Raw genomic sequence first — 24,395 nt, 5'->3', positions numbered from 1 at the left:
TGGTGTATGGCGAAATCATGTTCTAGTAAATCTCTCGAAAGAAAGTCCATGAATGCGCCATATTATGCCAATACCAATCCAGAAAATTCTACCTCCCGTGCAGCTACGGAGATTAGGAAGGTGGAATACCAGTTCTAGGAGAAGCTTCATCCTGACCCAGATGATGATATCGAAATTATTAGCCAATCCCTGTCTAACTTAACCGGGGCGCGTCAGTCCCGAATTAGGAATATTATTTTCGCCTTCGAGCGATTAAAAGAGCTGCCGCGGCTGCGCGCTCGGCAAGAACAGCATTTCCATTTAGATTTAGACCGACTCATTACGATTGACCAAACCCTAGCCAAACTCGGCGCCATTGATGCGGAGAAGAAGTTGACCATCGATGACGTCCTGACCAACTACTTAACCCCAACCCGTCCCAATCAGAAGCTGCCCTCGCACCGCAATCTCCGCCGCAAGTTACGCGAGCTTATTGTGCGCCTCGATCCCTCTATTGCCGCGCGGGATCCGCGCCGCAAGCAAGCCTATAGCGTTGAACCTACAGGTGGGGAGTGGGCTGCGGTTTGTCTGGACGTCGGGTTAGAAACCGCGGAGATAATTGACCGCAATATTCGGGATATCGCTACGGAAAAGGATCTCACGATGGCTGAGGCCGCAGTGGAGCTGCTGACTGGAAAGGCGCAGGCAAAGGCCAAGGTCGTGTTGAATGTGTATCGCTGCGACCTGCCGGATGCACCCGCCTTTGTACAGAACTTGGGCTGGGTATCTCCGGAGACTGCGGATGACCTACAGGCTCGGGCGACTACGACCAGGCATATGGAGAAGGCCGGTCAGGCGGAGAGCCCCAACTATGTGACGCCGCCGGATATCCGGGCGTTTGTAGAGGGCTTGGATGGCACGTGCCGGTGGCCAGGCTGCACGCGGCCGGCGGTAACTTCCCAGATGGACCATCGGCACGACTTTGCAGACGGCGGGCCGACTTCGGCGGCAAACCTCACTTGCCTGTGCCAGCACCATCACAACATTAAGACCGATGGGAGGGCGTTTTATATCAAGGACCCGATAAGCGGGGACATCGTCTGGCTTTTCGATGACTCTACGTGGGTCTACGACTCCGCGAGGGGACCGCTAGCACCGAAGAACCGCAGGTGGGCGCAGACGGTGGCGCAAGCGACGCAGAAGCGGCGGGAGAATGCGCATGCAGATGCGCAGCAACTAAAAGAAGAACTTCGGGAGGAGTCCAGTCATGAAAAAGGGGACAGTGATGACACTGTCCCCGAAGAGTAAATGGCTTCCTAGATGTACATCAAGATAAGGCAGATGATCCACAGGAGGTTGAAGACGCCGCCGAAAGCGGACAAGGACTTCTTAATGGAGCCCAGGTTGGCGGTATCGCCGGACTCTAGGGCTGCCTGCGCCGTGCGCTGCTTAGGAAGGATAAGGAAGAAGAGCAGGCACCACGCGATGATGGCCACGAGGATGGCGATGTGGAAGTTGACCTGGCTCTTGAAGGTTTCGATATCAGACAGGAACACAGCAAGGCCAAGGACCGGCACGAGCGCGGAAATGTAGCCGTAAGTGTTGGTGATGTTGTGCAGGTTGCGGGCGGCACCGAGGGCCGTCTTATCGCCCTGCGCTGCGCGCTGCAGCTGGGTCTGGTAGATGGACGTGGAAATGCACACGGGGCCAAGCAGAACAATGGCCGCTGCCACGTGCAGGAAGATGAACAAAGTAGTCATGGAGGATGCCCTTCAGTTAAGAAAAGTTGCCTTGTTCACCCTAATCAATTTCCCTGCTAGAAATCGAACCGACATTGCCTTCTCATTGCACGCACGTCTGCGCGGGGCAACGGTAACTCGTAGTTCCGGGCGATTTCTGCGAGGCGCCGCGAGTAATCGCAGCGGTTGGCGGGCGGGAGCCACTCAGAGGGGAGGGAATCGGACTTTTCCTGATTGAGCTCCCGGCTGGTCGCCACCAGATTGAGGGGATCGTTAGCAAAGCGGATCTTGGTGTCTTGGTCCCATTCTGCAGCCCCCAGGTCAAAGGCGGCGGAAAGCGGGAAGATGTGGTCGACCTCGATGGGGGAGGTCGCTGAAATCATCTCACCCGCGTAGGGGTCATAAATCGTGCCGGATTGTGGCCGGCAGTCAGCGAAGTCCTCGCTGGCTTGGTTCTCCATGATGGCCTCACGCGTGGTGCATGCGCCGTTGGGCTGCCAGCCGCCGAACTCGTCGCGGTCGTAGCCCGGCAATTCCGCGCGAGCCGGCACTGTGGAGACATCAAAACGCGGAAAAGGCCACGCATACCATGCGATAACGAGAGCGGTTATGCATGATAGCGCGGCCAGATAATAGGACTTCATGCCCTATTGGACTCCGCGAGGTGCGGGAAGGTTCCTACTTGTTATCGGAAACCTTTTCTGCTGCTTCCTCGAAGTCCAGGGAGTCGTCCTTCTCAACGAGCTTGGCAAGCTTCTCGGCTTCCTCGAACTCGTCCAAGACCTCCTGGTCTGGCTGCTTGGTAGCCAAGGTGACCAGAACGGTAACGAGGAGTGCGGAGAAGAAGCCCGGAACCATCTCGTAGAGGGAATCGCCGAGCGGGGACATGCCCCAACCGATGGCGACGACTGCACCGGTGACCATACCGGCGATTGCACCGGTTGCGTTGAGGCGCTTCCAGTACAGAGCCAGGATAACGAGCGGACCGAATGCGGAACCGAAACCAGCCCATGCGAAGCCGACCAAGCCAAGAATGGAGTCGGACGGGTTGATAGCCAGGAGTGCGGCGATAACCGCGATGGCCACAACGGCGGTACGGGACAGGTTAATCAGGATGCGCTCGTCAGGCTTGCGCTTTGCGATGATGAGGTAGAGGTCCTCAATCAGGGAAGAGGAAACCACGAGCATCTGGGAGGACATGGTGGACATGATCGCTGCCAAGACTGCGGTCAAGATGAAACCAGCAGGCAATGGGTGCATCATGGCCTGAGCCATATCCAAGAAGATGGTCTCGAAGTTCTCTTGGTCAGTGATGGTCTCACCGAACTGGGTGAAGTACACAGTACCGGTAAGCGCAACGAAGATAGCGCCGATGACGGAAAGACCCATCCAAGTGATGCCGTAGAAACGGCCCTGCTTGGCGTCAGAAGGCTTACGCAGCGCCATGAATCGCACGATGATGTGCGGCTGACCAAAGTAGCCAAGGCCCCAAGCGGCGTTACCAACGATAACACCAGCGGAAACACCGGCGAAGAGAGAGAAGTAGTTATCGTTTGGCTCGAGTGCGCCATCGGTGGCGTAGCTGTTTTCGGTAGCGAAGGAGAAGATCGCGCCGGCATCGTCAAGAGCGAAAAGCGCCATGATTGGCACGATCAGCAGGGCGACGAACATCAGCATGCCCTGCATAGCATCGGTGTAGGACACAGCCAAGAAGCCACCAATGAAGGTGTAGAAAATGGTCACTGCGGCGATGACCAACATACCGGTGATGTAGTCGCCACCGAAGGTGGACTCGAAGTAACGACCACCGGAGACCATGCCGGAAGAGACGTAGAAGGTAAAGAAGAAGATAATGATAACTGCGGAGATAACACGCAGCAAGCGCGACTTATCGCGCAGACGGTTCTCGAAGAAGGAGGGGACCGTAATGGAATCGCCCGCAACCTCCGAGTAAGCGCGCAGACGTGGCGCAATCCACTTCCAGTTAGCCCATGCACCGATAAGGAGGCCGATAGGCATCCACAGCTCGGAAAAACCGGAAAGGAAGAGCGCGCCAGGCAGACCCATAAGCAGCCAGCCGGACATATCAGATGCGCCGGCGGAGAGAGCAGCTACGAATGGGTGCAGGCCACGGCCGCCCAAAACATAATCGTCATATTCGTCGGTTTGTTTGTAGCTCCAGTAGCCAATGGCTGCCATTACGAGGAAGTACACAATCATCGCAATGACGTACCAAGTTGATTCTTGCACGTTTCACTCCTTGTAGTGATTTGTCGGACATTCTTACGTTAACGGTGACTTCAGGTTCACCCAAGCTAAAATTCAGTTGTGGCATAGATCTCTGGTGATGTTTTTCACCGTTTAACTGCGTAAAGACGTGAATATAACGAGCTTGTAACAAAACTATACGGGGCTGCTATGCTGGCGGTTATGGCTTCTTACCTTGTGCATGGCCTCTGGCTGCCGGTTTCGGGGCTTGGTCTATGGATTGAGCAGGTAGAAGGGCACAAGATTGTTATGCCTTCGGCCGTGCCGGAAGGGACGTTTCCGCAGGCAATTGATGCCATCCTGGCTAAGAAATCCTTCCGGAACCGGGCGCGCGTATCACTACGGACTCCAAAGGGCAAAGACGTCTCGCTCATGGTGCCCATGGCCATGTTTGCCCCAGAAGAAGCAGTAGAAGCCCTAGCCCAGCTGGAATACCTGGATCATCATCCACCGGCATCGATTGCCCCGGATCTGCACTGGCTCATTCACGCATATAGTGGCCTGAGCAAGTTTGTCCGCGCGGGCAGGGTGACGTTCCGGTTGGCGTACCAGGCCAACGAGTGGTTTCCCATGTGGCAGCTGGCCTCGGGTTTGGGTGAGCGCGGTTGGCTAGCAGAAACGATGGCCGCGGCCCCCGGGATTCTCCATATAAATAATAGAGCCCTTTCAGATGACCTAGCGGATGAACTGACGCATTGGATTGCCAACCGGGAATTGCAGCCGCTGCTTAATGAGCCCCGGCCCATGCCTTGGCACGACTTCGCCCGCGCATTGCTGACGACGGCCCCTATCCGCCGCGGCCGCGCGCAACTGCTGCGTGGGCTCAATGAATGGAAAAATTCCATTTACCAGGTGGAACTCCAACTCGTCTACATCGTGGAGGAACCGGAAGAACAGGATCCAGAAGACGCAGCGTGGCCGATTCGTGTGCGGGTGCGCTCTGGAACGGATTCGCCGCGGCCGGTATCGGCGGAGGAGCTGGATAGGGCGAGCATCGAGAAGCTGCGCGAAAACCACCGCAAGGCCGTGCATGCGGCACCGAGCCTGGGCCAGAGTACGCAATTGCCCCAGCCCGGCGACGGCGATTGGGATGTCTACCTGGACACGGAACAGCTCACGCAGTTTATTGCGCACGAGGTGCCCGAGCTGAAAAAGCGGGGCATTACCGTCATGCTGCCCAAATCGTGGGCGCAGATGGATACCAAGGCCAAGCTGGAAACCCGTGAGGCCAGGGACCCGGCCGAGGCCGCCACGAAGAAGCACATCGGCATGAATCAGCTCGTGGACTATAACTGGCGCATGTCCGTGGGCGATGTGGAGCTTACCGAGTCCGAGATGGACGAGCTGGTCAATTCCAAGTCCGGGCTCATTCAGCTGCGCGGCAAGTGGGTCATGGCCGATACCCAGGTCGTATCCAAGGTCTCGTCCTATATGGAGGAGCTGGCGGATAAGTCCCGCGAGCGCGCCAAGAAAGAGCTCGAGCAGCTGGCGGCCTCGGCGGAGATGGCCAAGAAACTAGGTGAGCCGGGCTGGCAGCAGCTCATGGCGGAGGTCGAGCATCGCCGCGCGGAGTTCAACGAGAAGAGTGAGCACCAAGTCACGGTGGCGGAGCTGCGGGAGCTGGCGCTTGAGTCTATGGCCCAAGAGCCGATCGAATTTACCGGCAGCACGTGGCATACCGCGTTGCTTGGCGGTATGGATACGGTTGCGCCTAAGCGGGTGGACATTCCGGAGACCGTACATGCAGAGCTGCGCGAGTATCAGCGCACGGGCGTGGACTGGCTGTATTGGATGTCGCGCAATAATATTGGTGCCGTGCTTGCCGATGACATGGGGCTCGGCAAAACACTCCAACTACTGTCCCTTTTGGCGGTGGAGAAGGAGCGCGGTGAACAAACCGGGCCCACCTTGGTCGTCGCACCGACTTCCGTGGTAGGTAACTGGGCTCGCGAGGCGCGTCGCTTCGTGCCGGATTTCGAGGTCATGGTGCAACACGGCGCGGGGCGGCCGAGCGGGGAGAAGTTCCTCGAGGCCGCCGCGAAAGCCGATCTGGTCATTACTACCTATGGCACCGTGAGCCGGGACTTTAACCTCTTGGGCGAGGTGTCTTGGCAGCGGGTGGTTCTGGATGAGGCGCAGGCCATTAAGAACTCGGCCACGCGTTCCTCCAAGGCGGTGCGATCGCTGCCGTCTGAACACCGCGTGGCGCTGACCGGTACGCCGGTGGAAAACCGCCTGTCCGAGATGCGGTCCATCTTGGACTTTTGTAACCCAGGGATTTTGGGCACGGCGTCCTTTTTCCGCAATCACTTTGCCAAGGCCATCGAGCGCAATAATGATGAGGAGATGTCCGAGCGCCTGCGCGCGCTGACCGCGCCTCTCATCCTGCGCCGCGTCAAGACCGATCCCAATATCATCGATGATCTGCCGGAAAAGTCCGAGCAGATTCTTACCGTATCCATGACCACCGAGCAGGCCGCGCTGTACAAAGCGCTGGTCAATGAGGTGAAGAAGAGCTTGGAGGATGCTACGGGCATCAGCAAGCGCGGCATCGTCTTGGCCTCGCTGACGCGCATTAAGCAGATCTGCAATCACCCGGCGCATTACCTGGGGGATGATTCACCGGTGGTTATCAAGGGCAAGCACCGCTCGGGCAAGGTGAAGGAGCTGATGCGGATTGTCGATGCCGCTACCGAATCCGGCGAGCGCCTGCTGATCTTTACGCAATACAAGGCCTTCGGGGCTATCCTGCAGCCCTACCTGAGCGGGCAGCTGGGCCATGAGATTCCCTTCCTGCACGGCGGGGTGACGAAGAATAAGCGCGACCAGATGGTGGAGGACTTCCAAGCCGATGATGGCCCACAGGCGATGATCCTTTCGCTCAAGGCGGGCGGCACGGGCCTCAACCTAACTGCGGCATCGATCGTGGTGCACATGGACCGCTGGTGGAACCCCGCGGTGGAAAACCAAGCCACGGACCGCGCCTTCCGTATTGGTCAGCGCCGTAACGTGCAGGTGTATAAGATGATTACCGCTGGCACGTTGGAAGAATCCATTCAAGACATTTTGGATGGAAAGACGCAGCTGGCTGGTTCCGTCGTCGGCGAAGGCGAGGGCTGGCTCACGGAATTGGAGCCGGACCAGCTGGCAGAGCTCATGAGTTACCGGGGAAAGGAGTAAGCGGATGGCCGTTAAGGGCGATGACAATGTCATCTACGCAAACTTTGGTACCCGCAAGCGCGTGAGCACCCCGGATGAGGTCAACCATGTTGACCGCAGCGGGCGGCTACTGTCCAAGACCGCAGCCCGGATTTCTTCCTTTACCAGCCATGATGCGGACCGGGGACGGATTACCCGCGGGCGCCAGTACGCCGAAGGCGGTCACGTCGTTGGCTTGGAGATCCGCAACGGTGCCATCCATGGGCGCGTGGCCGGTTCCCAGAACGAGCCTTTTTCCGTACTCATCCAGCTGCCGTACCGCGATAATGACGATATTGCGGCACTCGCCGGCCAATTCGCGCGCACGCCGAATTCCGTAGCGAATGCGCGCAAGGGCCTGTTGTCTGAGGAAGCGCTGGATACCTTGTTTGCCAGCGAGGTCGAAGATCTGCGGCTATCCTGCACCTGCCCGGATTCCGCGTATGCCTGCAAGCACATCGTGGCGGTGGGAGATAGGCTCGCCACCCGCGCGGATGCGGATCCCGCCGTGATTTTCAATATGCGCGGGCTGGACTTTGCGCGCTTGGAAAAGGCCGTCATGGAGCAATCGCAGCAGGTCTCTCGAGAAAGCTTTGGAGCTAGCGATTTATCCGCGGAAGAAAAGAACGACGTGTTCTGGAATGGCCGCGAGATGCCTAAACTGCCGCACCCCAAGGTTGCCCCAGCGCTGGAAGATTCCGATCCGGACCTCTTGCGCAAGGCCCTGCGGGCCGTATCGCATACCAATATTGACCTCTTGCGGGCCGTGTCCGATATTGAAGACCTCTACTACCACTTAACGCACTGATTATGATTGCAACGACCTTTATCCACACGTCCGACTTCCAGCTGGGAATGACCCGCTGGTTCTTGAAGGGGGAGGCGCAAGGTCGTTTCAACGATGACCGCGAGTCCGCCATCATGCACCTAGGCCAGCTCGCGGAGGAGGTCGGCGCGCAGTTCATCGTCGTGGCGGGCGATGTATTTGAACACAATGCGCTCTCCCGAGAAATTTTGGCCCGCGCTACCGAGATGTTTAAGCGCTTGCCCGTGCCGGTGTATGTGCTGCCGGGAAACCACGATCCGCTGGTCGCGGACTCGGTATTTTATCGCACCAGCGCGGATAACGTGCACGTCATCGCGGATTCAGAACCCATCGCGGTGGGCAAGGGCGTGGAATTGGTGGGGGCGCCGTACTTGTCCAAACGCGCCAACCACGACTTGGTGCGCCAGGCCTTGGAGCCGCTCGAACCCACGGAGGGAATCCGGATTGCTGTGGGCCATGGACAGGTGGATTCGCGTACTAGCGGGGGAGATGCCGATACCATCGACCTGGAATTCGTAGAGCAGTGCTTGGAGCGTGGGGTGATCAATTACTTGGCGCTGGGCGATACCCACTCGACGGCCAGCCTGGGAAAGACCGGCCGCGTCTGGTTCTCTGGGAGCCCGGAGACCACGGACTTTAAGGAATGCTCCACCGGTGGCGGCGAGGCCGATTCCGGGAACGCGCTGGTGGTAAGGATTGAGGGGGAAGACATAGACATCGATAAGCGCAGCATCGGGCGCTGGACGTTTGAAGCCCTCGATGCCTCCGTCAATTCCACCGAGGATGTCGAGCGCTTCCTGCGCAGCTTGGAAGAGTACCCGGATAAGGTGCGCACGGCGATTAAATACAGCCTGCAAGGGACCCTTGGCATTGCGGCGCACGCCCAGCTGCAGCGCGGGCTGGATGAGTTGGAGGCGGTCTTTGCCTCGCTGCGCCCGCGCGAGCGAACCATGGACCTGTTCTTGGAGCCTAGCGAAGACGAACTAGCCAACCTGGACATTTCCGGCTATGCCGCCGACGCCCTGCAAGAGCTGCTGGAAAACCGCGAGGATCCGGTGGCCCGCGACGCCGCCAACCTGCTATTTCGCTTGGAAGGATAAACCACATGCGCATCCACAGCTTAGAAATTAAAAATGTCCGCGGCATCGAGCATTTAGTGTTGGATGACCTTCCAGAAACCGGGGTGGTGGTCATTCACGGCGAGAACGAGGCCGGTAAATCCACCATCGTGGAGGCCCTCGATGTGGTGCTGACGGAAAAGCACACGGCGCGCCCCAGCGGTATCCGGGATCTGCAGCCGGTGGGCAAGGACGTATCGCCGGAGGTCATTGCGGATATTTCCGTGGGGGAATACCGCTTTCGCATTGCCAAGCGCTGGCTGCAGAAGAAGTACTGTGAGCTGGCCATCTCGTCCCCGCGCCACGCACAATATACAGGCCGCCAGGCCGATGACGAGCTGGAACGGATCTTAAGCGAGAACATGGATCGCCAGCTTCTTGATGTCCTCTTTATGCGCCAGGATGACTCCAATGACGCTATCTCTGCAGTGGGCATTCCCTCGTTAACACAGGCCCTCGAGCAGGAGTCCGGCCTGGCAGAGGACGAGGTATCCGGCGATGATTCCCAGCTTTTGGGCAAGGTAGATAAGGAATACAAGCGCTACTACACCGAAAAGACGGGCAAGGCAGCCGGCGGGTATAAAAAGGCCCAGGAGACCTTGGAGCGTGCCGAGCAAGAGCTGGAGGAAGCAACCGCTGCGGTGCGCGGGCTCGATTCCGTGGTGGAGCGCTACGAGCACCTGGAACACCAGCAAGAAGAAGCCGAAGCGCAGCTTCCCGGGGCCCGCCAGGACCTTGCCGAGAAGCAAGCTGCCGCGGACGAAGCCGTGCAGGCCCAGCACCAGGTGGATGCGCACAAGGCCGAGCTCACCCGCGCCAAGGAGGATTTCCAGCGCGCGAAGGATGCGCAGTCTAAGCGCCAGGAGATGGCCGAGGCGCTCGAGGCCGCTGGCACCGCAAAGTCGAGCGCCGCGGATAAACTTGCGACCGCCCGCGAGAAGGCCGCGGAGGAAAACGAGAATAAAGAGGCGGTGGAAAAGAAGCTGGCTACCGCCAAAGAGGACTACGCCACCGCGCGCACAACGCTCAAGCAGGCGCGGCTGCATCAGGACAAGGAGACCTTTCAGCGCCTGGATAAGCGCCTGCTCAAGGTAGAGGAACTGGCACGTGGCGTGGGGAAGGCTCAGGCGGAGATCGCCCAACGCGGGCGCGAGATGACCGCCGCGGATGTCGAGGAACTCCGCAAGGCGGATGCCGATCTCGGCTTGGCCAAGCGCCTGCACGATGCCACCGCCGCCAAGGTGGAATTTTCCGGGCCCGAGGGCGCGGAGATTGGGGTGGATGGGAAGCTGGTGGACATCGGCAAGCAGCCTGCAGTTGAGCTTGTCGATGGCCGCGAGATCACCATCGGCGATATCACCGCCCGCTTTGTGGCCGGTGCGTACTCTTCCGATAAGACCCAGCGCGAGGTGGATCAGGCCGAGACGCGCCTGCAGGAGCTTTTCGATGCCACCGGCGTGGCATCCATCGCCGCCGCCGAAGCTCTGTACAAGGCACACAGCGAGCAGAATGCCGGGTTGGATGCCGCCACGCGCAAGCTCGAGAGCGAGTTGGGGCCGGATGATTTGGGCGAACTGCGCGCCCAACACGCGGCGCTGAAGGAGAAGGTCGCCGGGCTCGATGATGCCCCGGTCATGGATTTATCCGCTGCAGAAGAAACGGAGGAAGAGGCGCGCGAGCTTGTCGATGCCCTCGACCGCGAGCTTATTCCCTTCCGCGATAGCCGCATCGCCCACGACGTGGTGCGCTTGGAGGCCGAGCTCGCGGCCGCCACCGAGAAGGCCGAGCGCGCCGAGCGCGAGCTGACCGAAGCGCGGGAGAAAACCTCCGATGCTGGTTTGGAAGGAGAAGCGGAGCGGCTGGGTGCGCTGGTAACCCGAATGCAGGAACAGCTATCTGAGATGGAGGCCGTGGACCTAGCCACCGCTCAGAGCTTGGTGGAGGGCGCGCAATCGCACCTGGAGTACCTGCAAAATCAGGTGCAAGATTCCAAGGTGGAACTGGGCAAGCTGTCGAGCGAGATTAATTATCACTCCGGCGCGGCAGAGCGCGAGCAGCAGGCGCAAGCGGAAGCAGAAATGGCGCAGGCAGTGCTAGAAAGCGTGAAAAAGCGCGCGCTGGCGGCACGCTACCTGCGCGAGCTGCTGCTCAAACACCGCGATGCCGCGCGCCAGCGTTATGCCGAGCCCTTCGTGGCGGCACTCGCCCAGCTGGCCCGCACCATCTACGGCGGGGACATCAGCTTTGAACTGGCAGATGATCTTTCCGTCACCGCACGCACCCGCGATAATGAAACGGTGGCCATAACCAGCCTGTCTGGAGGCGCGCGCGAGCAGCTGGCCATCCTTACCCGCTTTGCCATCGCGCGCTTGGTGGCGGGGGAGGAAACCGTGCCGGTCATCGTCGATGACGCGCTGGGTTCTACCGACGCGCACCGCCTGCAACTCATGTCCACTTTGTTCTCACAGGTAGGCCGCGAGAACCAGGTTTTGGTCTTTACCTGCATGCCGCAGCGCTATTCCCGGGTGCCTGGGCGCAGCGAGCGCGACATCGCCACGCTGAAGGAGGTAATCTAGTCCTTATGTCTGAACAAACCCGCTGGTTAAACGATGATGAACAGGAGCTATGGCGCCTATTACTGGCCGCGACCCGCAAGATAGATAGGGGCATGGACGAGACGCTCAAGGCTGGCGGGGAGATCTCCGTCTCCGAGTTCGCGGTCTTGGTATCCCTTTCGGAAGCCCCAGATCAGCACCTGCGTTTGCGCGACCTGTGCACGGAGCTCGCCTGGGATCGCTCGCGCGCCTCCCACCAGGTCACCCGCATGGAAAAGCGCGGGCTCTTGGTTAAAGAAAAAACCACCGATGATGGCCGCGGGGTCAACGTGCATATCACGGAGGCAGGGCTCCACCACCTCGAGCGCGCGGCCCCCGAGCACGTGGAATCCGTCCGCCGTTTGGTCTTCGACCACCTCCACGAGGATGACGTTCCCGCACTCAAGCGCTTTTTCCATGGGGTATTGCAGGTCAATAACATCCCCGGCTATTCGGGATTCGTCCCGGATTCTTTATTGAATGGAGGAAAATAATACCGCCATGATGGGACAAGAACTTTTCGAGCACCCTAAAAAGCAGTATAAAACGTATGGCTTGACGGCCTTGGGCGAGCTGGGCCAGCGCATTGGTGATCCGGAGGCCTTTGCCGAGGATCGCGCCGATGCCGATCAGATTGCCGCGATGGAAGAAGCCTTAGAAGCCTATCCCGATTCCGCGGTGACCTTTGATGAGGATGCCGATGCCTGGATCATGGGCGCGGAAGAGGACATCGAGAAAATGTTCGCGGACCGCGAGGCGTTCCTCGAGGCTTTATTGAATGATGAAGATCCAGGGATCTAATGCCACCGCGGAGACCATAAACTGTTAAGATACTTTTAGTTAATCTTCGGTGAAGCGAGAGGTTTTATCATTATGAACGAGCGCGAGGCTCAAGAACAACGCGAGGCGGCGGCCCGCCAGCAATCCGAGGGCTGGGTTTCCGTTTTTGTCCAGTGGATCCCCTGCATGCTGCTAGCCCTAGTGCTGGTTGGCGCCATGTTCTTTGGCATGTACTACATCGAGCACGGCACCTTGGATATCACCCAGCCGATCACCAACGAATTCATCGTTGAGTAATCCTGCGCAGTAGAACAATCCGGCCTCCCCTTAGAAAGTGGGAGGCCGGACTTATTTTTATTTCTTGAGCACCTGGCGCCAGGTCATCTTCTTGCCATTATTCAAGATGGCGCGGCGGTAGATGCGCGCAACAACGATGAGAATCAGCACGGTAACTACAGCGAGGACCGCATAGCTTCCCGTTAAGCCCAGCCAGCTCATATTGCCGCTCGCGACTTGGAGGGGAGCGACCAACATGGAGACTGGCGGCACCCAGCCCATGACCTGCATCCAGGTGGCATCCAAGTTCGTCCAGCCAAACATGGTGATATACATGGTGGCAAAGACGAGGAGCAGGATGGGCGTCTGCGTCGATTGCAGATCCTCGGTGCGCTGCACCATGGACCCGGCTGCGGCATAGAGACTGCCGAAGAACAGGAGGCCGAGGATTTCCCCGACGAGCAGGGCAGCGATTAGGCCATAATCGAGCTGGATTTCGCTCGCTGCGCCAGTAAATGCCAGGGAGGCCACGCCGCCGTCCAGGATGAGGAAGGTGCCGAGCAGCCCGATGATGGTATTGCCAATGACCTTGCCGGCCAAGAAATCCACCGGGCGCACCGTGGACAGGATGATTTCGACCACGCGCGAGGATTTCTCTTCTGTAACGCGGCCGCCGATGAGCCCGGCGAAGGTCATGATGGAAAAGACCACCACCATGGAGGCGATAAGGACAATGGCAACGGTGCCCATCTGGGCCTCGGAAGTCTCATCGGCTTCCAGATCGACCGCGGTCACTTCGGCTGATGGGGTGGCGGCGGCAAGCTCTTGGGCATCAATATTCAGCGTATTTAAGGCCTCTGCCTGCGCCTGCGCTGCGACCACCTGATTGACCGTGGTGGAGATGGTGGTGGAGGCAGTGCCGTTGGCCAAAAGCTCCCACCCCTCGTCGCCGGCGGGCACGAGCGCGGCGTCGACATCGCCGGCATCGATAAGCTGCACCGCGCCATCCCGGTCATCGGCGGCCTGGGCCTCCAGCCCGGAATCAGCGAATGCGTCTGCCTCCATGCCCACCACGGCGACGGAATCTGGTTCATCGTCACCACCGGACAGCAAGTCAATGATAATGGGGGTGGCGATGGCACCAATGATAAGCAGCAGCATCATGATGACAACGGATTTGGTCTTAAGGGCAACCGCCATTTCGCGCTTGGCGACGGTCCCTATGGTCTTCATTGCCGAATACTGCATGGGCTAGGCCTCCTCGGTGGTGGTGCTGGTGACGACGTCTTGGAAAAGCTCGGTAAGGTCGGGGACCTTGAGGCCGAAGGAGTGGACAGGGCCAGCGGCCATGGCAGCGCGCAAGATGGCTTGGTCATCGGTGCCGGCATCGGCTTCGAGCACAACGCCCTTATCTGTTTCCTCTACCAAGTGGGTGCCCTCCGGGTACCAACCGCGAGCAGGGGTTTCCACCGCATAGCGCGAGGCGCCTTGGGTGCGCAGCTCGTCTACCGTGCCTTCTGCCACCATGCGGCCTTGCGTGACGATGCCCACGTGATCGCACAGGCGCTGCACCAAGTCCAGTTGGTGGGAGGAAAAGATGACCGGCACACCGCGGGCGGCGCGCTCGCGCAGCATGTCAGACATGACATTGACCGCAACGGGGTCCAAGCCGGAAAAGGGCTCATCCAGAATCAACATATCGGGGTCATGGATGAGGGAGGCGGCCAGCTGCACGCGCTGCTGGTTGCCCAAGGACAAGTCATCCAGCTTGTCTTTCTGGCGTTCACCTAGCCCTAGCTGCTCCAGTAGCTCCGTGCCGGATTTCTGGGCGGCCTGCTTGCTCATGCCGTGCAGGGTGCCCAGGAACGTCAGCTGGCTAAGCAGCGGTTCCTTGCCGTAGAGTCCGCGCTCTTCGGGCATATAGCCAATGCGGCGGCGGTTATCGTCATTAATGGGGGAGCCATCGAAATAAACTTCGCCGGAGTCTTTCGCGAGTACGCCAAGGGCGATGCGCATGGTGGTGGACTTGCCCGCGCCATTGGAACCGACGAAGCCGAAGATCTCGCCCTCCTGCACGCTAAAGGTCATATCCCGCAGCGCGCGGACACTGCCAAAAGATTTATTGAGATGGTCGATTTCTAAGGTGGGCAAGGGGGATCCTCCATGGCTCGCCTATACTGCATAACTTTCGTGGTTCTAGATACCTTAGTATTTCATAAACCTAACAGTTTGGCTATGGAATCCATTGAAAGCCAGGTTGCATGGGTCAAGCCCCACCGAGTAGGTAGGAATAGAAAGTGCTCTCCACGTGCTGTAGCGTTTAAAACAAGCAGGAAGGAGGTGCACAATGAAGCAATACACTGCTCATCAAATCGCAGAATGGCTCGTAGCTTGGGCTGAAGAAACCGAAGAAGCCGAGCTCACACCGCTGAAAATTCAAAAGCTTCTTTACTACGCAAAGGGCCTTTACATGCGAGCCTCCGGAGGGGTGCCGCTCTTCAATGAACGGATGGAAGCATGGGCCCACGGACCTGTCGTTGTAGACATCTACCGCGAACTTAAAAAGTACGGTAAGAGCCCGATCGACCCCGATACTTTTATTTCTGATGACTTCAATTGGGATGATTATCGGCCTGTAGAAGATACCCTGATTGACGTATGGAATAAGTATGGCCCCTATTCGGCGTGGGCTTTACGTAATAAAACCCATACGGAGTCACCTTGGAAGAAAAACTTCGTTGAAGAAAAACGGGGGCTTGAGATTTCTGATGCCGACCTTAAAGAGTACTTCGACTAGGTATGGCAAAGAAAAGTAAGAGACGTGGCACGCGCCCGGTTTCGAAGAATCACAGTGGTGCAGATACAGGCGTCTTGAGCGCAATACGAGCGGCATCAAACGAATACCCGCTCCTGTCCACTAGGTTTCTGCAGAGCGGATGGGGATTCGGGCAAATGACCGATAGGATGCGCCGCGAATTCCTCGATAAATGGCACAAACGCTCACTAATTTCTTGGACAGATCTCGTTAATCACCACAGGCACGGGCTCGGCTCGGAATTTATCCCAAAAAACGAAATCAAAGCTCAAATACCTAGGCAGTTCCAAGAGCTAACCAAATTCCGCGTGTTCCGGCACCAAGAGAACCTTCCATTCGTTGGCTGGAAAGACGGTGGAATTTTCTACGTTCTATGGATAGAGACTAAGTATGGGGATCTTTACTCACATTAAAGCGGGGCCCGCGACACCTGCCACGCGCTGGTCCTAGCCCCGTCTCACAATTTTCGCTCGGCTTTTGCGTCCGTGATTCGCGGGCTTATTTTTTCCACACTTTCTTGTAGGTGGCACAGCCAAGTGTAGCCACCGCAACGCCGGTGAGGATGGTGCTGAAGATAGCGAACCCGTTGATGACGTTGATGATCAAAGATATGGCTAGTAGGGCCAGGGCGATGAAGTAGAGAGTTCGTGTGGTCATGGGTTTATCCTTCCGTTTAGAATTGGAGGGGTAGCCCGGAGGTTCAGGATGGTAAGGGCTTCCTGAACCTCCGGTGGCTACTTAATCCGCAAACGGGGCGTATATTGAAACCCCCTCGCTGGCAAAAGCGAAGGGGCTAAAAATTTGTGTCCCCGACAGGGATCGAACCTGCGACCTTCGGTACCGGAAACCGATGCTCTAATCCGCTGAGCTACGGAGACATCGCTGGGAAAATTCCCAACGATGTGATTCTAGCGCATCTCCCGCTCGGGAACTAAATCAGGCCCGGTGCGTCAGCGGTGGTTACCTCACCGGTGCGCAGATAGTGCACGCCAATCTCATCGACGGCCTTATTACCCAGCGCAAAGTGCCCGTGGCCGGGGCCGTGGACGGTGACGACGTGCGATTGCATGGGCTGGGAGAGGGCCGCGTGGTACTGGTACGGGGTCTGCGGATCGCCCGTGCCTTGGATTTGCAGCGGCTTTGTGGCAAGGTGCGACCCATCGAGTGGCGCCCCGCCGGTAACGGGTCCGCGTCCGCCGCACCCGGCGCCAGATCCGTACATGGAATTAACCAGGGAGAAAATATCGCCGGTGACAAAGTTGGACCACAGGTAGGTGGGGAAGAGCCACGGGTTACCAGCGACGGTGTTCTCGTTGCAGACGATGAGATTCTGCATATTCATCATCTGGATTGTTTGCTGTTGCACCGCGCGGGCAAGCTCCGGATCATCGACGACCTCGAGAGGCTTACTGCCGTTTAAGTACTTGGCAAACTCATCCCAGTGCGCGGGCATGGGAACGACCTCGCGGGTCTTGCCTAAGGTCACAGAGGCGCGCTGATCCGCTTGTGGGTTAAGCGCCTTGTTGGCGAGGAATTCTGCCTGCACGCGCAGCTCACCCGTGGCGGTCATGATGTCCGCGCCCGGCTGGCCGGCGAATTCGAGTCCTGGGGGAAGGTCACCGATTTTCGCATCCGGTGGCAAGACCGTAGGGCGGGCGCCGGCTTCCATGGCGACTTTCTGCGACCACTTTTCATAGACCTGGAGTGCAGTAGTGCCCAAATGGTAGGTGGCGTCATTATCCGCGATGAACTGGAAAAGATCGTGCAGCGCATTTTCGTACCCTTGTTGCTGCGAGGTGAAGATGCCGTTCCATGCCAGCTGCGGGCTCATGCCGGAATCGAGCAGCACCTTGCCGGTGTGCTGCGGATACTGGGTGGCGTAGGCGGAGCCAAGATAGGTGCCGTAGGAAATGCCGGCGATGTCGATGACCTCCTCACCCAGCGCTTGGCGCACCTTCTCCCAGTCTTGGGCGGTATTTGAGGTGGTCAAAGAGTTGGTATAGCCAGGGGTATTCTGCTCGCAGGCATCGCGGGTGGCCTTGCCGATCTGCGTAGTGGCCTCGATGGGATTGAAATTCGGGGTGGCGGCGCAGTCTACCGGGGTGGAACCGGGCAGCCCGCGCGGTTGGACGCCGATCAGATCCCATTCGTTGCGAATTTCTTCGGGCCATTCGACGGCATCGTTGCCAGCCCAAGAATAGGCGTCACCGCCAGGGCCACCTGGGTTGGTAAAGAGCGCGCCACGGCGTGCGTCTGGTTGTGCCGCAGGTACGCGGACAAAACCAACGCTAATGGTTCCGGCCTCGGGGTTATCGTAGTAGGTAGGTACCTCTATCCGGCCGCACTCGGCGCCATCCAGATTGACCTGTGCGGGGCAATCCTCCCAGGTGATTTCTGGATCCGCCGCGGCGGCGGTGGGGGCTGCCACGCCCAGTGCGAGGGCGCTAGCGCAGACTACGGTAGAAATTTTTCGAGAAAAAGAAAGCATAAGCTAAAGCTCCGACTCCTATAACGTTCGTCAGAGTTAGCTTATGCTTCTTTCAGGTTCGTGGCAGTAATTGCCACGCGGCGGGTGCCCTAACTCGGCACCCTAGCCTCGTTACTTCACAATAATCACGATGAGATCGCGCGGGCCGTGCACACCCTCAACGCGCGAGAGCTCGATATCGGAGGTCGCGGAAGGGCCAGAAATCCACGTTGCGGGCTTATCTGGGTTCATCCGGGAAATGACCTCAGTGATGCCGTAGACAACCTCGTCGCGGCGGACGATACAGATGTGACGGTCCGGTACCAGCGTCAAGGCGCGGCGGCCGCAGCGGGAATCGGACTGCAATACGATGGTGCCGGTCTGCGCAGAAGACACAAGGGACTCGGTGACGACGGCATCGGCATCGTCAAGCTCGCGCGGATCCGCTTCCTCGTCGTCCGGGCGGGCCGGAAGGCCATCAAAAAGATCGGCATTCATGCCCGGGGCGTAGCGGATGTCCTTACAGTTGCGATCGTTGACGATGGAATCCAGCGTCTTTTTGAGATCGCTTTCCTCCGTGACGTGGACTTCCGCCTTGTAGTCCTCGAGGCGATCGACCAGCATCTCGCGCAGTTCATCATCATTCAGCGTGCCTTCGCGCTGGTATTCGCGGGGCACATCGACGTGATCTGGCAGCCCAGCCTGCTTCTGTGCCGAGCGAATGCGGTTTAGGATGTCTTGCTTTGCGCTCACTTGGAGGCCTCCTTACGGGCATTGGACAGCAGCTCTTTGCCTTCTTCGGAGTCGAACCATTGGCGGAAGGATTTCTTTGGCGGAATCGCGGTATCGCGGCCATCGGACCAACCGGACATGAACAGCGGCAGCGACTCGATGGTGCCGTTGAATCCGCCCATCACGCGGCCAAGTGCCACGAGGTGGGTGACCTTATCCCACATCTTCGGGTTGTCCCAGAGCAGCTGCACCGTCTTGAACAGCTTTGGCTCGATCGGCGAGGCAGCATGGGTGACCTTCTGGTGGCGGTTTTCTAAGATGACATCAGAAAGCGGAATCTTCACCGGGCACACGTCGTCGCAGCGCCCGCACAGCGAGCAGGCGTACGGCAAGCTAGCCGATGGATCGTTGTGGTCCTTCATGCCAGTTAGCTGCGGGGTCAGGGAGATACCGATGGGGCCCGGGTACACGGAGCCGTAGGCGTGTCCGCCGGCGCGCTCGTACACGGGGCAGACATTGAGGCAGGCCGAGCAACGGATGCACTTCAGTGCTTGGTGGCCAACGGGCGAAGACAACGCTGCGGTGCGCCCATTATCCAGCAAGACGATGTGGAAGTTCTGCGGGCCATCGCCCTCTGTCACACCGGACCACATGGAGGTATACGGGTTCATGCGCTCCGCGGTGGAGGAACGGGGGAGCAGCTGCAGGAAGACTTCCAGGTCCTGGAAGGTAGGCACGAGCTTTTCGATGCCCATGACGGTAATCAGCGTTTCCGGCAGCGTCAGGCACATGCGGCCATTGCCCTCAGATTCCACGACGTTGACGGTGCCGGTTTCAGCAACGCCGAAGTTGGCGCCGGAAATGGCGACCTTGGCCTTCATGAACTGCTGGCGCAGGAACTGGCGGGATGCCTCGGCCAACTCGGCGGGCTCGGCCTTCAGCGAGTCATCCGTGTTGGGCATCTTATCGACGAAGATATCGCGAATTTCCGCGCGGTTGCGGTGAATTGCGGGCACCAGAATGTGCGATGGCATATCGTCACCAAGCTGGACGATGAGCTCTGCCAAGTCGGTTTCCTGGGCGTGGATTCCGGCCTCTTCGAGGTGCTCGTTTAAGCCGATTTCTTGGGTAGCCATGGATTTCACCTTGACCACGTCGGTTTCACCCGTTTCGCGGATGAGACCTTCAATGATCTCGTTGGCTTCCTTGGCATCGCGGGCCCAGTGGACGATGCCGCCGCGGTCAGACACTGCCTTTTCAAATTGCTCGAGCAATTCCGGCATGCGGGCGGTGACGTCCTCTTTGAGGGCAGACCCGGCGTTGCGGAGCTGCTGCCAGTCATCTACTTCCTGCACGGTGTTGGCGCGCTTTTGGCGGATGGTGGTGGTCGCGTGCTGCAGGTTGTGACGCTGGGTAGCGTTATTCAGCCCGACGTGCGCGAGCGGGACGAAGGCCTTGCTGCCACGCAGGTTGCCGTAGCCTTCAGGGGCGCGTGGTGGGGTGGTGTCGAGGAAAGAGGTCATTAGAGCATCGTCTCCTTGGAGTAAGCGGCGGAGTCTGGCTGCCACGGGTGTTCCTTCGTGGAGGCCAAAATCTCTGCCATATGTAGGACGCGAATGCCGGAGCGCTGGCGGTGCAGGGCGCCGCCGATATTCATCAGGCAGGAGGAGTCACCGGCGGTCACGTACTCAGCCTTGGTGTCTTTAATGTGGCGAGTCTTATCGGAGACCATGGCCTGTGAGACCTCCGCATTCTTCAGGGCAAAGGTGCCACCGAAGCCGCAGCACTCTTCGCTATTGGCTAGCGGTGCCAAGTCGATGCCCTCGACTTCTTGCAAAAGCTTGTAGGGGCGGTCTTCCAGCTTGAGGAAGCGCAGGCCGTGGCAAGCGGAGTGGTAAGTCACGCGGTGTGGGAAGAAAGCGCCGACGTTGGTCACGCCTTCAATATCGACCAAAAATTCGGTGAGATCGTAGGTCTTTTGTGCGGTCTTTTGCGCGCCATCGACATCGGCGGACGTGCCGAAGCGGTCAGCAATGCTTTCGTGGCGGTCGCGAACCGCTGCCACGCAGGAACCGGAGGCTGCCACGACGTAGTCAATGGAAGGATCTGCGAAGGCATCCGCATAAGAGCGGATCATCCCCAGCGTTTCCTTTTGATAGCCGGTGTTGATGTGCATCTGGCCGCAGCAGGTTTGCTCCTCCGGAAGGACAACTTCGTGACCTAACCGGGAGAGAACCAATGCCGTCGCCTTTTGGACGTCCGGGAAAAGGGTGTCACCAATGCAAGTAGAAAAAAGCGCAATGCGCATACGGTGCTCCTTATTAGTTTTTAAGTCATGGAGGTGTAACTAACCCTACACATTCATCACGTGAAATGTAGTGTGAATCACGTTCTACCAGCATATATTTTGTAATATATATCGCAATATAGGTTTGCCTAAGAGGTCTAGAAAATGAGTAAATTTTGCCCTCTGAAATGTTAGCCAGTGCTTCTTTTCGCACGTGTCGGGGCAGTGAACTAGACTCTTGCCACATGACTCCAGCTGATTTGGCCACCTTAGTTAAAGAATCCGCCACCGAGGTCATGGCAGAACATGACCTAGACGCGTCCGTATTGCCGGAATCTGTCACGGTAGAGCGACCCCGCAACCCAGAACACGGTGACTACGCCACCAACCTTGCACTGCAGGTGGCCAAGAAGGCCGGCGCGAATCCGCGCGAATTTGGTGGCTGGTTAGCACAAAAATTGGCCCAGCACGATGCTATCGCGGAGGCCGATATTGCCGGTCCTGGCTTTATTAATATCCGCTTGGCCGCCGCTGCCCAGGGCGAGATTGTTGCCCAGATTCTGCAGGCAGGCGCGGACTACGGTTCCAATGATTCCTTTGCGGGCAAGAAGATTAACCTGGAATTCGTATCTGCCAATCCCACCGGCCCGATTCACTTGGGCGGTACGCGCTGGGCCGCGGTCGGCGATTCGCTGGGTAGGGTGCTCACGGCTTCCGGTGCAGAGGTCACCCGCGAGTACTACTTCAACGACCACGGCGGCCAGATTGACCGCTTCTCCCGCTCCCTTGTTGCTGCCGCAAAGGGCGAGCCCACGCCGGAGGACGGCTACGGCGGAGATTATATCCACGACATCGCAAACGCGGTTGTGGAAAAGAATCCAAGCGCGCTCGAGGGTGATGCTGCGCAGGTACAAGAGGCCTTCCGCGCCGATGGCGTGGAGATGATGTTTGCGCAGATTAAGCAGTCCCTGCATGAATTCGGCGTGGATTTTGATGTCTACTTCCACGAAAATTCGCTTTTTGAATCTGGGGCGGTAGACAAGGCGCTTGAGACCCTGAAGTCTGAAGGCCACCTCTATGAGGCGGACAATGCGTGGTGGCTAAAGTCCACCGATTATGGCGATTCTAAGGATCGCGTCGTGGTGAAATCGGACGGTAATGCGGCCTATATCGCCGGCGATATCGCCTACGTGGCCGATAAATTCGACCGCGGTCACGATCTCAATATCTACATGCTGGGCGCTGACCACCACGGTTATGTCCCGCGCCTGAAGGCTGCGGCAGCCGCCTTGGGCTATGACGCCGATGGCGTCGAAGTGCTCATTGGCCAGATGGTCAACCTGCTGCGCGATGGCAAGCCGGTGCGCATGTCCAAGCGCGCGGGCACCGTGATCACCATCGAGGATTTGGTTGCCGCCATCGGTGTTGATGCATCGCGGTATTCGCTGGTGCGCTCGTCGGTGGATCAGTCCATCGATATCGACTTGGGCCTGTGGGAGTCGCAGTCCTCGGATAATCCTGTCTACTACGTGCAATACGGCCATGCGCGGCTGTGCTCGATCGGGCGCAAGGCGGCGGAGTTGGGGGTTAGCTCCGAGGGTGCAGACCTCTCCCTGCTGGAGCATGAGCGCGAAGGCGACCTCATCCGCACCCTGGGCGAGTTCCCCGCAGTGGTGGCAGATGCCGCGGAACTGCGCGAGCCGCACCGCGTGGCGCGCTATGCCGAAGAGTTGGCTGGCGTATTCCACCGTTTCTATGACACCTGCCAGGTTCTGCCCAAGGCAGGGGAGGAAGAGCAGCCCATTCACAGTGCACGCCTCGCATTGGCAGAAGCATCCCGCGTCGTCCTGTCCAATGCCTTGACCATGGTGGGCGTGAGCGCACCGGAGAAGATGTAAATGACTGATTTCAATGAGCTTCCCGCCCACGTGTGGCCGCGGAATGCGAGCCGCCAGGAAGACGGCGTAGTAACCGTAGCGGAAGTCCCCTTGCCGGATTTGGCAGAGGAATTCCAGACCCCGCTGTACGTCTTCGATGAAGATGACTTCCGCTCGCGCTGCCAAGACATGGCCCGCGCCTTCGGTGGACCCGATCACGTGCACTATGCCTCCAAGGCATTCATTTCCAAAAAGGTAGTGCAGTGGGTCAATGAAGAAGGCCTGTGCCTCGATGCTGCCGCGCTCAATGAGCTAAAGATTGCGCTCGCCGCAGAGTTCCCGGCAGCGCGCATTACGGCGCACGGGAATAATAAAGACGAGGAATACCTGCGCCTGTGCGTGGATGCGGGCGTGGGCCACGTGGTCATCGATAATGAGCAGGAGCTCGAAGAGCTCAACCGCATCGCCGGCGAGGCAGGCGTGGTGCAGCCGGTAATGATTCGCGTCAAGCCGGGTGTGGATGCGCATACCCACGAATTCATTGCTACCTCGCACGAGGACCAGAAATTCGGTATTTCCCTGGCCACGGGCGCGGCTTTCGCCGCCGCTAAGCGCTGCCTTGAGGTGGATAACCTCCACTTGAGCGGCTTGCACTGCCATGTAGGCTCCCAGGTTTTCAATGCCGAGGGTTTTAAACTCGCCGCCGAGCGAGTGCTGGAGCTCTACCGTCAAATCCACACCGAGCTGGGCGTTGACCTAGCCGAGCTGGACTTGGGCGGCGGCTTTGGTATTCCATATATGCCCTATGAGGAAGCCCTGAATATTGACCGCGTGGCGCAGGACATGCTGCGGGCCGTGGACCAGACCGCGGAAGAACTCGACATTAAGGCGCCGTTCCTCCTCGTGGAACCGGGGCGCTCCTTGGTGGCCGGGTCTGCCGTGACCGTCTACCGCGTGGGTACGGTCAAGGATGTGGAAACCGGCAAGGCCGATTTGCCGGTGCGCCGGTATATCTCTATCGATGGGGGAATGTCCGATAACATTCGCCCCGCGCTCTATGGTTCCGAATACGATGTGCGCCTGGTAAACCGCTTTAGCGATGGCGAGATGGTGCCCTCGCGCATCGTGGGCTTCCACTGCGAATCCGGCGATATTCTGCTGGAGGAAGGCGAATTGCCCAATGATATTCAGCCGGGAGACTTGCTCGCCTTCGCTGCTACCGGTGGGTATCAGTACATGATGTCGTCCCGGTACAACGGCGCGGTGCGCCCAGCCGTGGTTGCCACGCGCGTGGGAAATACCAAGCCCATGCTGCGGCGCGAAACCATCGAGGATCTTTTGTCCTTGGAAGTGGATTAAGCCAGTACTACCCCCGCAACGCACGGGCTGCAATAGGCCTGTGCGGCGGGGGTTTTCTGTAGCTAAACGAATATTATCCC

Annotated in this window: 21 protein-coding genes and 1 tRNA gene; 11 read left to right on the top strand and 11 right to left on the bottom strand. The window is 58.6% G+C overall.

Annotated elements, in window-relative coordinates; all coding sequences use genetic code 11:
- Window positions 1-372: 372 nt before the first annotated feature.
- A complete protein-coding gene (locus ABRP66_RS02400; RefSeq protein ID WP_284853502.1) occupies window positions 373-1,287 on the top strand; it encodes an HNH endonuclease signature motif containing protein in 915 nt (304 codons plus the stop codon).
- An 8-nt stretch (window positions 1,288-1,295) separates the two neighbouring features.
- On the opposite strand, the gene ABRP66_RS02395 is transcribed toward ABRP66_RS02400, so the two are convergent.
- From ABRP66_RS02395 to putP, 3 genes are read right to left on the bottom strand one after another with little or no spacing between them, the layout of a single operon-like run.
- On the bottom strand, window positions 1,296-1,739 hold the full coding sequence (locus ABRP66_RS02395; protein ID WP_284851556.1) for a DUF2269 domain-containing protein: 444 nt from the start codon (window positions 1,737-1,739) through the stop codon (window positions 1,296-1,298).
- Between the two features lie 56 nt (window positions 1,740-1,795).
- Complete coding sequence (locus ABRP66_RS02390) at window positions 1,796-2,362, bottom strand: HNH endonuclease family protein (protein ID WP_284769873.1); 567 nt, start codon at window positions 2,360-2,362, stop codon at window positions 1,796-1,798.
- Between the two features lie 34 nt (window positions 2,363-2,396).
- Window positions 2,397-3,968 (bottom strand): sodium/proline symporter PutP, encoded by a 1,572-nt coding sequence (putP, locus tag ABRP66_RS02385; RefSeq protein ID WP_349838289.1) that lies wholly within the window; start codon window positions 3,966-3,968, stop codon window positions 2,397-2,399.
- A gap of 180 nt (window positions 3,969-4,148) precedes the next feature.
- On the opposite strand from putP, the gene ABRP66_RS02380 reads away from it, so the two are divergent.
- The 7 genes from ABRP66_RS02380 (at window position 4,149) to ABRP66_RS02350 (ending at window position 12,799) form a co-directional block, all read left to right on the top strand.
- Window positions 4,149-7,166 (top strand): DEAD/DEAH box helicase, encoded by a 3,018-nt coding sequence (locus tag ABRP66_RS02380; RefSeq protein ID WP_502879901.1) that lies wholly within the window; start codon window positions 4,149-4,151, stop codon window positions 7,164-7,166.
- A 4-nt stretch (window positions 7,167-7,170) separates the two neighbouring features.
- Window positions 7,171-7,992, top strand: coding sequence for an SWIM zinc finger family protein (locus ABRP66_RS02375; RefSeq protein ID WP_284769870.1), 822 nt, complete (start codon window positions 7,171-7,173; stop codon window positions 7,990-7,992).
- Window positions 7,993-7,994: 2 nt separating this feature from the next.
- Window positions 7,995-9,110 carry a metallophosphoesterase family protein gene (locus tag ABRP66_RS02370; RefSeq protein ID WP_284769869.1) on the top strand — a complete coding sequence of 372 codons (1,116 nt, stop codon included), beginning with the start codon at window positions 7,995-7,997 and terminating at the stop codon, window positions 9,108-9,110.
- Window positions 9,111-9,115: 5 nt separating this feature from the next.
- The gene (locus tag ABRP66_RS02365; protein WP_349838287.1) at window positions 9,116-11,704 is read left to right on the top strand and encodes an AAA family ATPase; all 2,589 of its coding nucleotides are present in this window, start codon (window positions 9,116-9,118) and stop codon (window positions 11,702-11,704) included.
- Between the two features lie 5 nt (window positions 11,705-11,709).
- Window positions 11,710-12,216, top strand: a complete 507-nt coding sequence (locus ABRP66_RS02360) for a MarR family winged helix-turn-helix transcriptional regulator (RefSeq protein ID WP_023026318.1) — start codon at window positions 11,710-11,712, stop codon at window positions 12,214-12,216.
- Window positions 12,203-12,523 (top strand): molecular chaperone GrpE, encoded by a 321-nt coding sequence (locus ABRP66_RS02355; protein ID WP_284782544.1) that lies wholly within the window; start codon window positions 12,203-12,205, stop codon window positions 12,521-12,523. Before ABRP66_RS02360 ends, ABRP66_RS02355 begins: the two co-directional genes overlap by 14 nt.
- Before the next feature lie 72 nt (window positions 12,524-12,595).
- Window positions 12,596-12,799 (top strand): hypothetical protein, encoded by a 204-nt coding sequence (locus tag ABRP66_RS02350; protein ID WP_005282344.1) that lies wholly within the window; start codon window positions 12,596-12,598, stop codon window positions 12,797-12,799.
- 57 nt (window positions 12,800-12,856) lie between these two features.
- Here ABRP66_RS02350 and ABRP66_RS02345 read toward each other — a convergent pair whose 3' ends face one another.
- Window positions 12,857-14,011, bottom strand: a complete 1,155-nt coding sequence (locus ABRP66_RS02345) for an ABC transporter permease (RefSeq protein ID WP_284782545.1) — start codon at window positions 14,009-14,011, stop codon at window positions 12,857-12,859.
- Window positions 14,012-14,029: 18 nt separating this feature from the next.
- Complete coding sequence (locus ABRP66_RS02340) at window positions 14,030-14,929, bottom strand: ABC transporter ATP-binding protein (protein WP_284769865.1); 900 nt, start codon at window positions 14,927-14,929, stop codon at window positions 14,030-14,032.
- Between the two features lie 196 nt (window positions 14,930-15,125).
- Between ABRP66_RS02340 and ABRP66_RS02335 the strand changes: the two genes are divergently transcribed.
- Window positions 15,126-15,575 carry a Panacea domain-containing protein gene (locus tag ABRP66_RS02335; RefSeq protein WP_284769864.1) on the top strand — a complete coding sequence of 150 codons (450 nt, stop codon included), beginning with the start codon at window positions 15,126-15,128 and terminating at the stop codon, window positions 15,573-15,575.
- A 516-nt stretch (window positions 15,576-16,091) separates the two neighbouring features.
- On the opposite strand, the gene ABRP66_RS02330 is transcribed toward ABRP66_RS02335, so the two are convergent.
- From ABRP66_RS02330 to ABRP66_RS02305, 6 genes are all read right to left on the bottom strand, one after another.
- The gene (locus ABRP66_RS02330) at window positions 16,092-16,250 is read right to left on the bottom strand and encodes a hypothetical protein (RefSeq protein ID WP_005282354.1); all 159 of its coding nucleotides are present in this window, start codon (window positions 16,248-16,250) and stop codon (window positions 16,092-16,094) included.
- Between the two features lie 147 nt (window positions 16,251-16,397).
- Window positions 16,398-16,471: transfer RNA gene (locus ABRP66_RS02325), tRNA-Arg, on the bottom strand.
- Between the two features lie 53 nt (window positions 16,472-16,524).
- Entirely contained in the window at window positions 16,525-18,081 is a 1,557-nt protein-coding gene (locus ABRP66_RS02320) for an alpha/beta fold hydrolase (protein ID WP_284796323.1), read from the bottom strand.
- 111 nt (window positions 18,082-18,192) lie between these two features.
- A complete protein-coding gene (locus ABRP66_RS02315) occupies window positions 18,193-18,813 on the bottom strand; it encodes a LutC/YkgG family protein (protein ID WP_284769862.1) in 621 nt (206 codons plus the stop codon).
- Entirely contained in the window at window positions 18,810-20,315 is a 1,506-nt protein-coding gene (locus ABRP66_RS02310; protein WP_284784698.1) for a lactate utilization protein B, read from the bottom strand. The genes ABRP66_RS02315 and ABRP66_RS02310 overlap by 4 nt, the downstream gene beginning before the upstream one ends.
- Window positions 20,315-21,100, bottom strand: coding sequence for a (Fe-S)-binding protein (locus ABRP66_RS02305; protein ID WP_284782550.1), 786 nt, complete (start codon window positions 21,098-21,100; stop codon window positions 20,315-20,317). The genes ABRP66_RS02310 and ABRP66_RS02305 overlap by 1 nt, the downstream gene beginning before the upstream one ends.
- A gap of 224 nt (window positions 21,101-21,324) precedes the next feature.
- On the opposite strand from ABRP66_RS02305, the gene argS reads away from it, so the two are divergent.
- Both argS and lysA read left to right on the top strand, forming a co-directional pair.
- Complete coding sequence (gene argS, locus ABRP66_RS02300) at window positions 21,325-22,977, top strand: arginine--tRNA ligase (RefSeq protein WP_284769860.1); 1,653 nt, start codon at window positions 21,325-21,327, stop codon at window positions 22,975-22,977.
- On the top strand, window positions 22,978-24,315 hold the full coding sequence (gene lysA, locus ABRP66_RS02295) for a diaminopimelate decarboxylase (protein ID WP_349838286.1): 1,338 nt from the start codon (window positions 22,978-22,980) through the stop codon (window positions 24,313-24,315).
- The last annotated feature ends 80 nt before the right edge of the window (window positions 24,316-24,395 follow it).

The organism is Corynebacterium sp. KPL2680 (assembly GCF_040225675.1).
Taxonomy (GTDB): domain Bacteria; phylum Actinomycetota; class Actinomycetes; order Mycobacteriales; family Mycobacteriaceae; genus Corynebacterium; species Corynebacterium rhinophilum.
The sequence above is the reverse complement of the archived record's forward strand: the minus strand, read 5'-3'. Positions and strand labels throughout refer to the sequence as shown.

Excerpts from the sequence above, each read along its gene's own strand:
- ABRP66_RS02395 (WP_284851556.1), bottom strand. The coding sequence starts at position 1,739 with ATGACTACTTTGTTCATCTTCCTGCACGTGGCAGCGGCCATTGTTCTG.
- ABRP66_RS02390 (WP_284769873.1), bottom strand. The coding sequence starts at position 2,362 with ATGAAGTCCTATTATCTGGCCGCGCTATCATGCATAACCGCTCTCGTT.
- ABRP66_RS02380 (WP_502879901.1), top strand. The coding sequence starts at position 4,149 with ATGGCTTCTTACCTTGTGCATGGCCTCTGGCTGCCGGTTTCGGGGCTT.
- ABRP66_RS02375 (WP_284769870.1), top strand. The coding sequence starts at position 7,171 with ATGGCCGTTAAGGGCGATGACAATGTCATCTACGCAAACTTTGGTACC.
- ABRP66_RS02370 (WP_284769869.1), top strand. The coding sequence starts at position 7,995 with ATGATTGCAACGACCTTTATCCACACGTCCGACTTCCAGCTGGGAATG.
- ABRP66_RS02365 (WP_349838287.1), top strand. The coding sequence starts at position 9,116 with ATGCGCATCCACAGCTTAGAAATTAAAAATGTCCGCGGCATCGAGCAT.
- ABRP66_RS02360 (WP_023026318.1), top strand. The coding sequence starts at position 11,710 with ATGTCTGAACAAACCCGCTGGTTAAACGATGATGAACAGGAGCTATGG.
- ABRP66_RS02355 (WP_284782544.1), top strand. The coding sequence starts at position 12,203 with ATGGAGGAAAATAATACCGCCATGATGGGACAAGAACTTTTCGAGCAC.
- ABRP66_RS02350 (WP_005282344.1), top strand. The coding sequence starts at position 12,596 with ATGAACGAGCGCGAGGCTCAAGAACAACGCGAGGCGGCGGCCCGCCAG.
- ABRP66_RS02345 (WP_284782545.1), bottom strand. The coding sequence starts at position 14,011 with ATGAAGACCATAGGGACCGTCGCCAAGCGCGAAATGGCGGTTGCCCTT.
- ABRP66_RS02335 (WP_284769864.1), top strand. The coding sequence starts at position 15,126 with ATGAAGCAATACACTGCTCATCAAATCGCAGAATGGCTCGTAGCTTGG.
- ABRP66_RS02330 (WP_005282354.1), bottom strand. The coding sequence starts at position 16,250 with ATGACCACACGAACTCTCTACTTCATCGCCCTGGCCCTACTAGCCATA.
- ABRP66_RS02320 (WP_284796323.1), bottom strand. The coding sequence starts at position 18,081 with ATGCTTTCTTTTTCTCGAAAAATTTCTACCGTAGTCTGCGCTAGCGCC.
- ABRP66_RS02310 (WP_284784698.1), bottom strand. The coding sequence starts at position 20,315 with ATGACCTCTTTCCTCGACACCACCCCACCACGCGCCCCTGAAGGCTAC.
- ABRP66_RS02305 (WP_284782550.1), bottom strand. The coding sequence starts at position 21,100 with ATGCGCATTGCGCTTTTTTCTACTTGCATTGGTGACACCCTTTTCCCG.
- argS (WP_284769860.1), top strand. The coding sequence starts at position 21,325 with ATGACTCCAGCTGATTTGGCCACCTTAGTTAAAGAATCCGCCACCGAG.
- lysA (WP_349838286.1), top strand. The coding sequence starts at position 22,978 with ATGACTGATTTCAATGAGCTTCCCGCCCACGTGTGGCCGCGGAATGCG.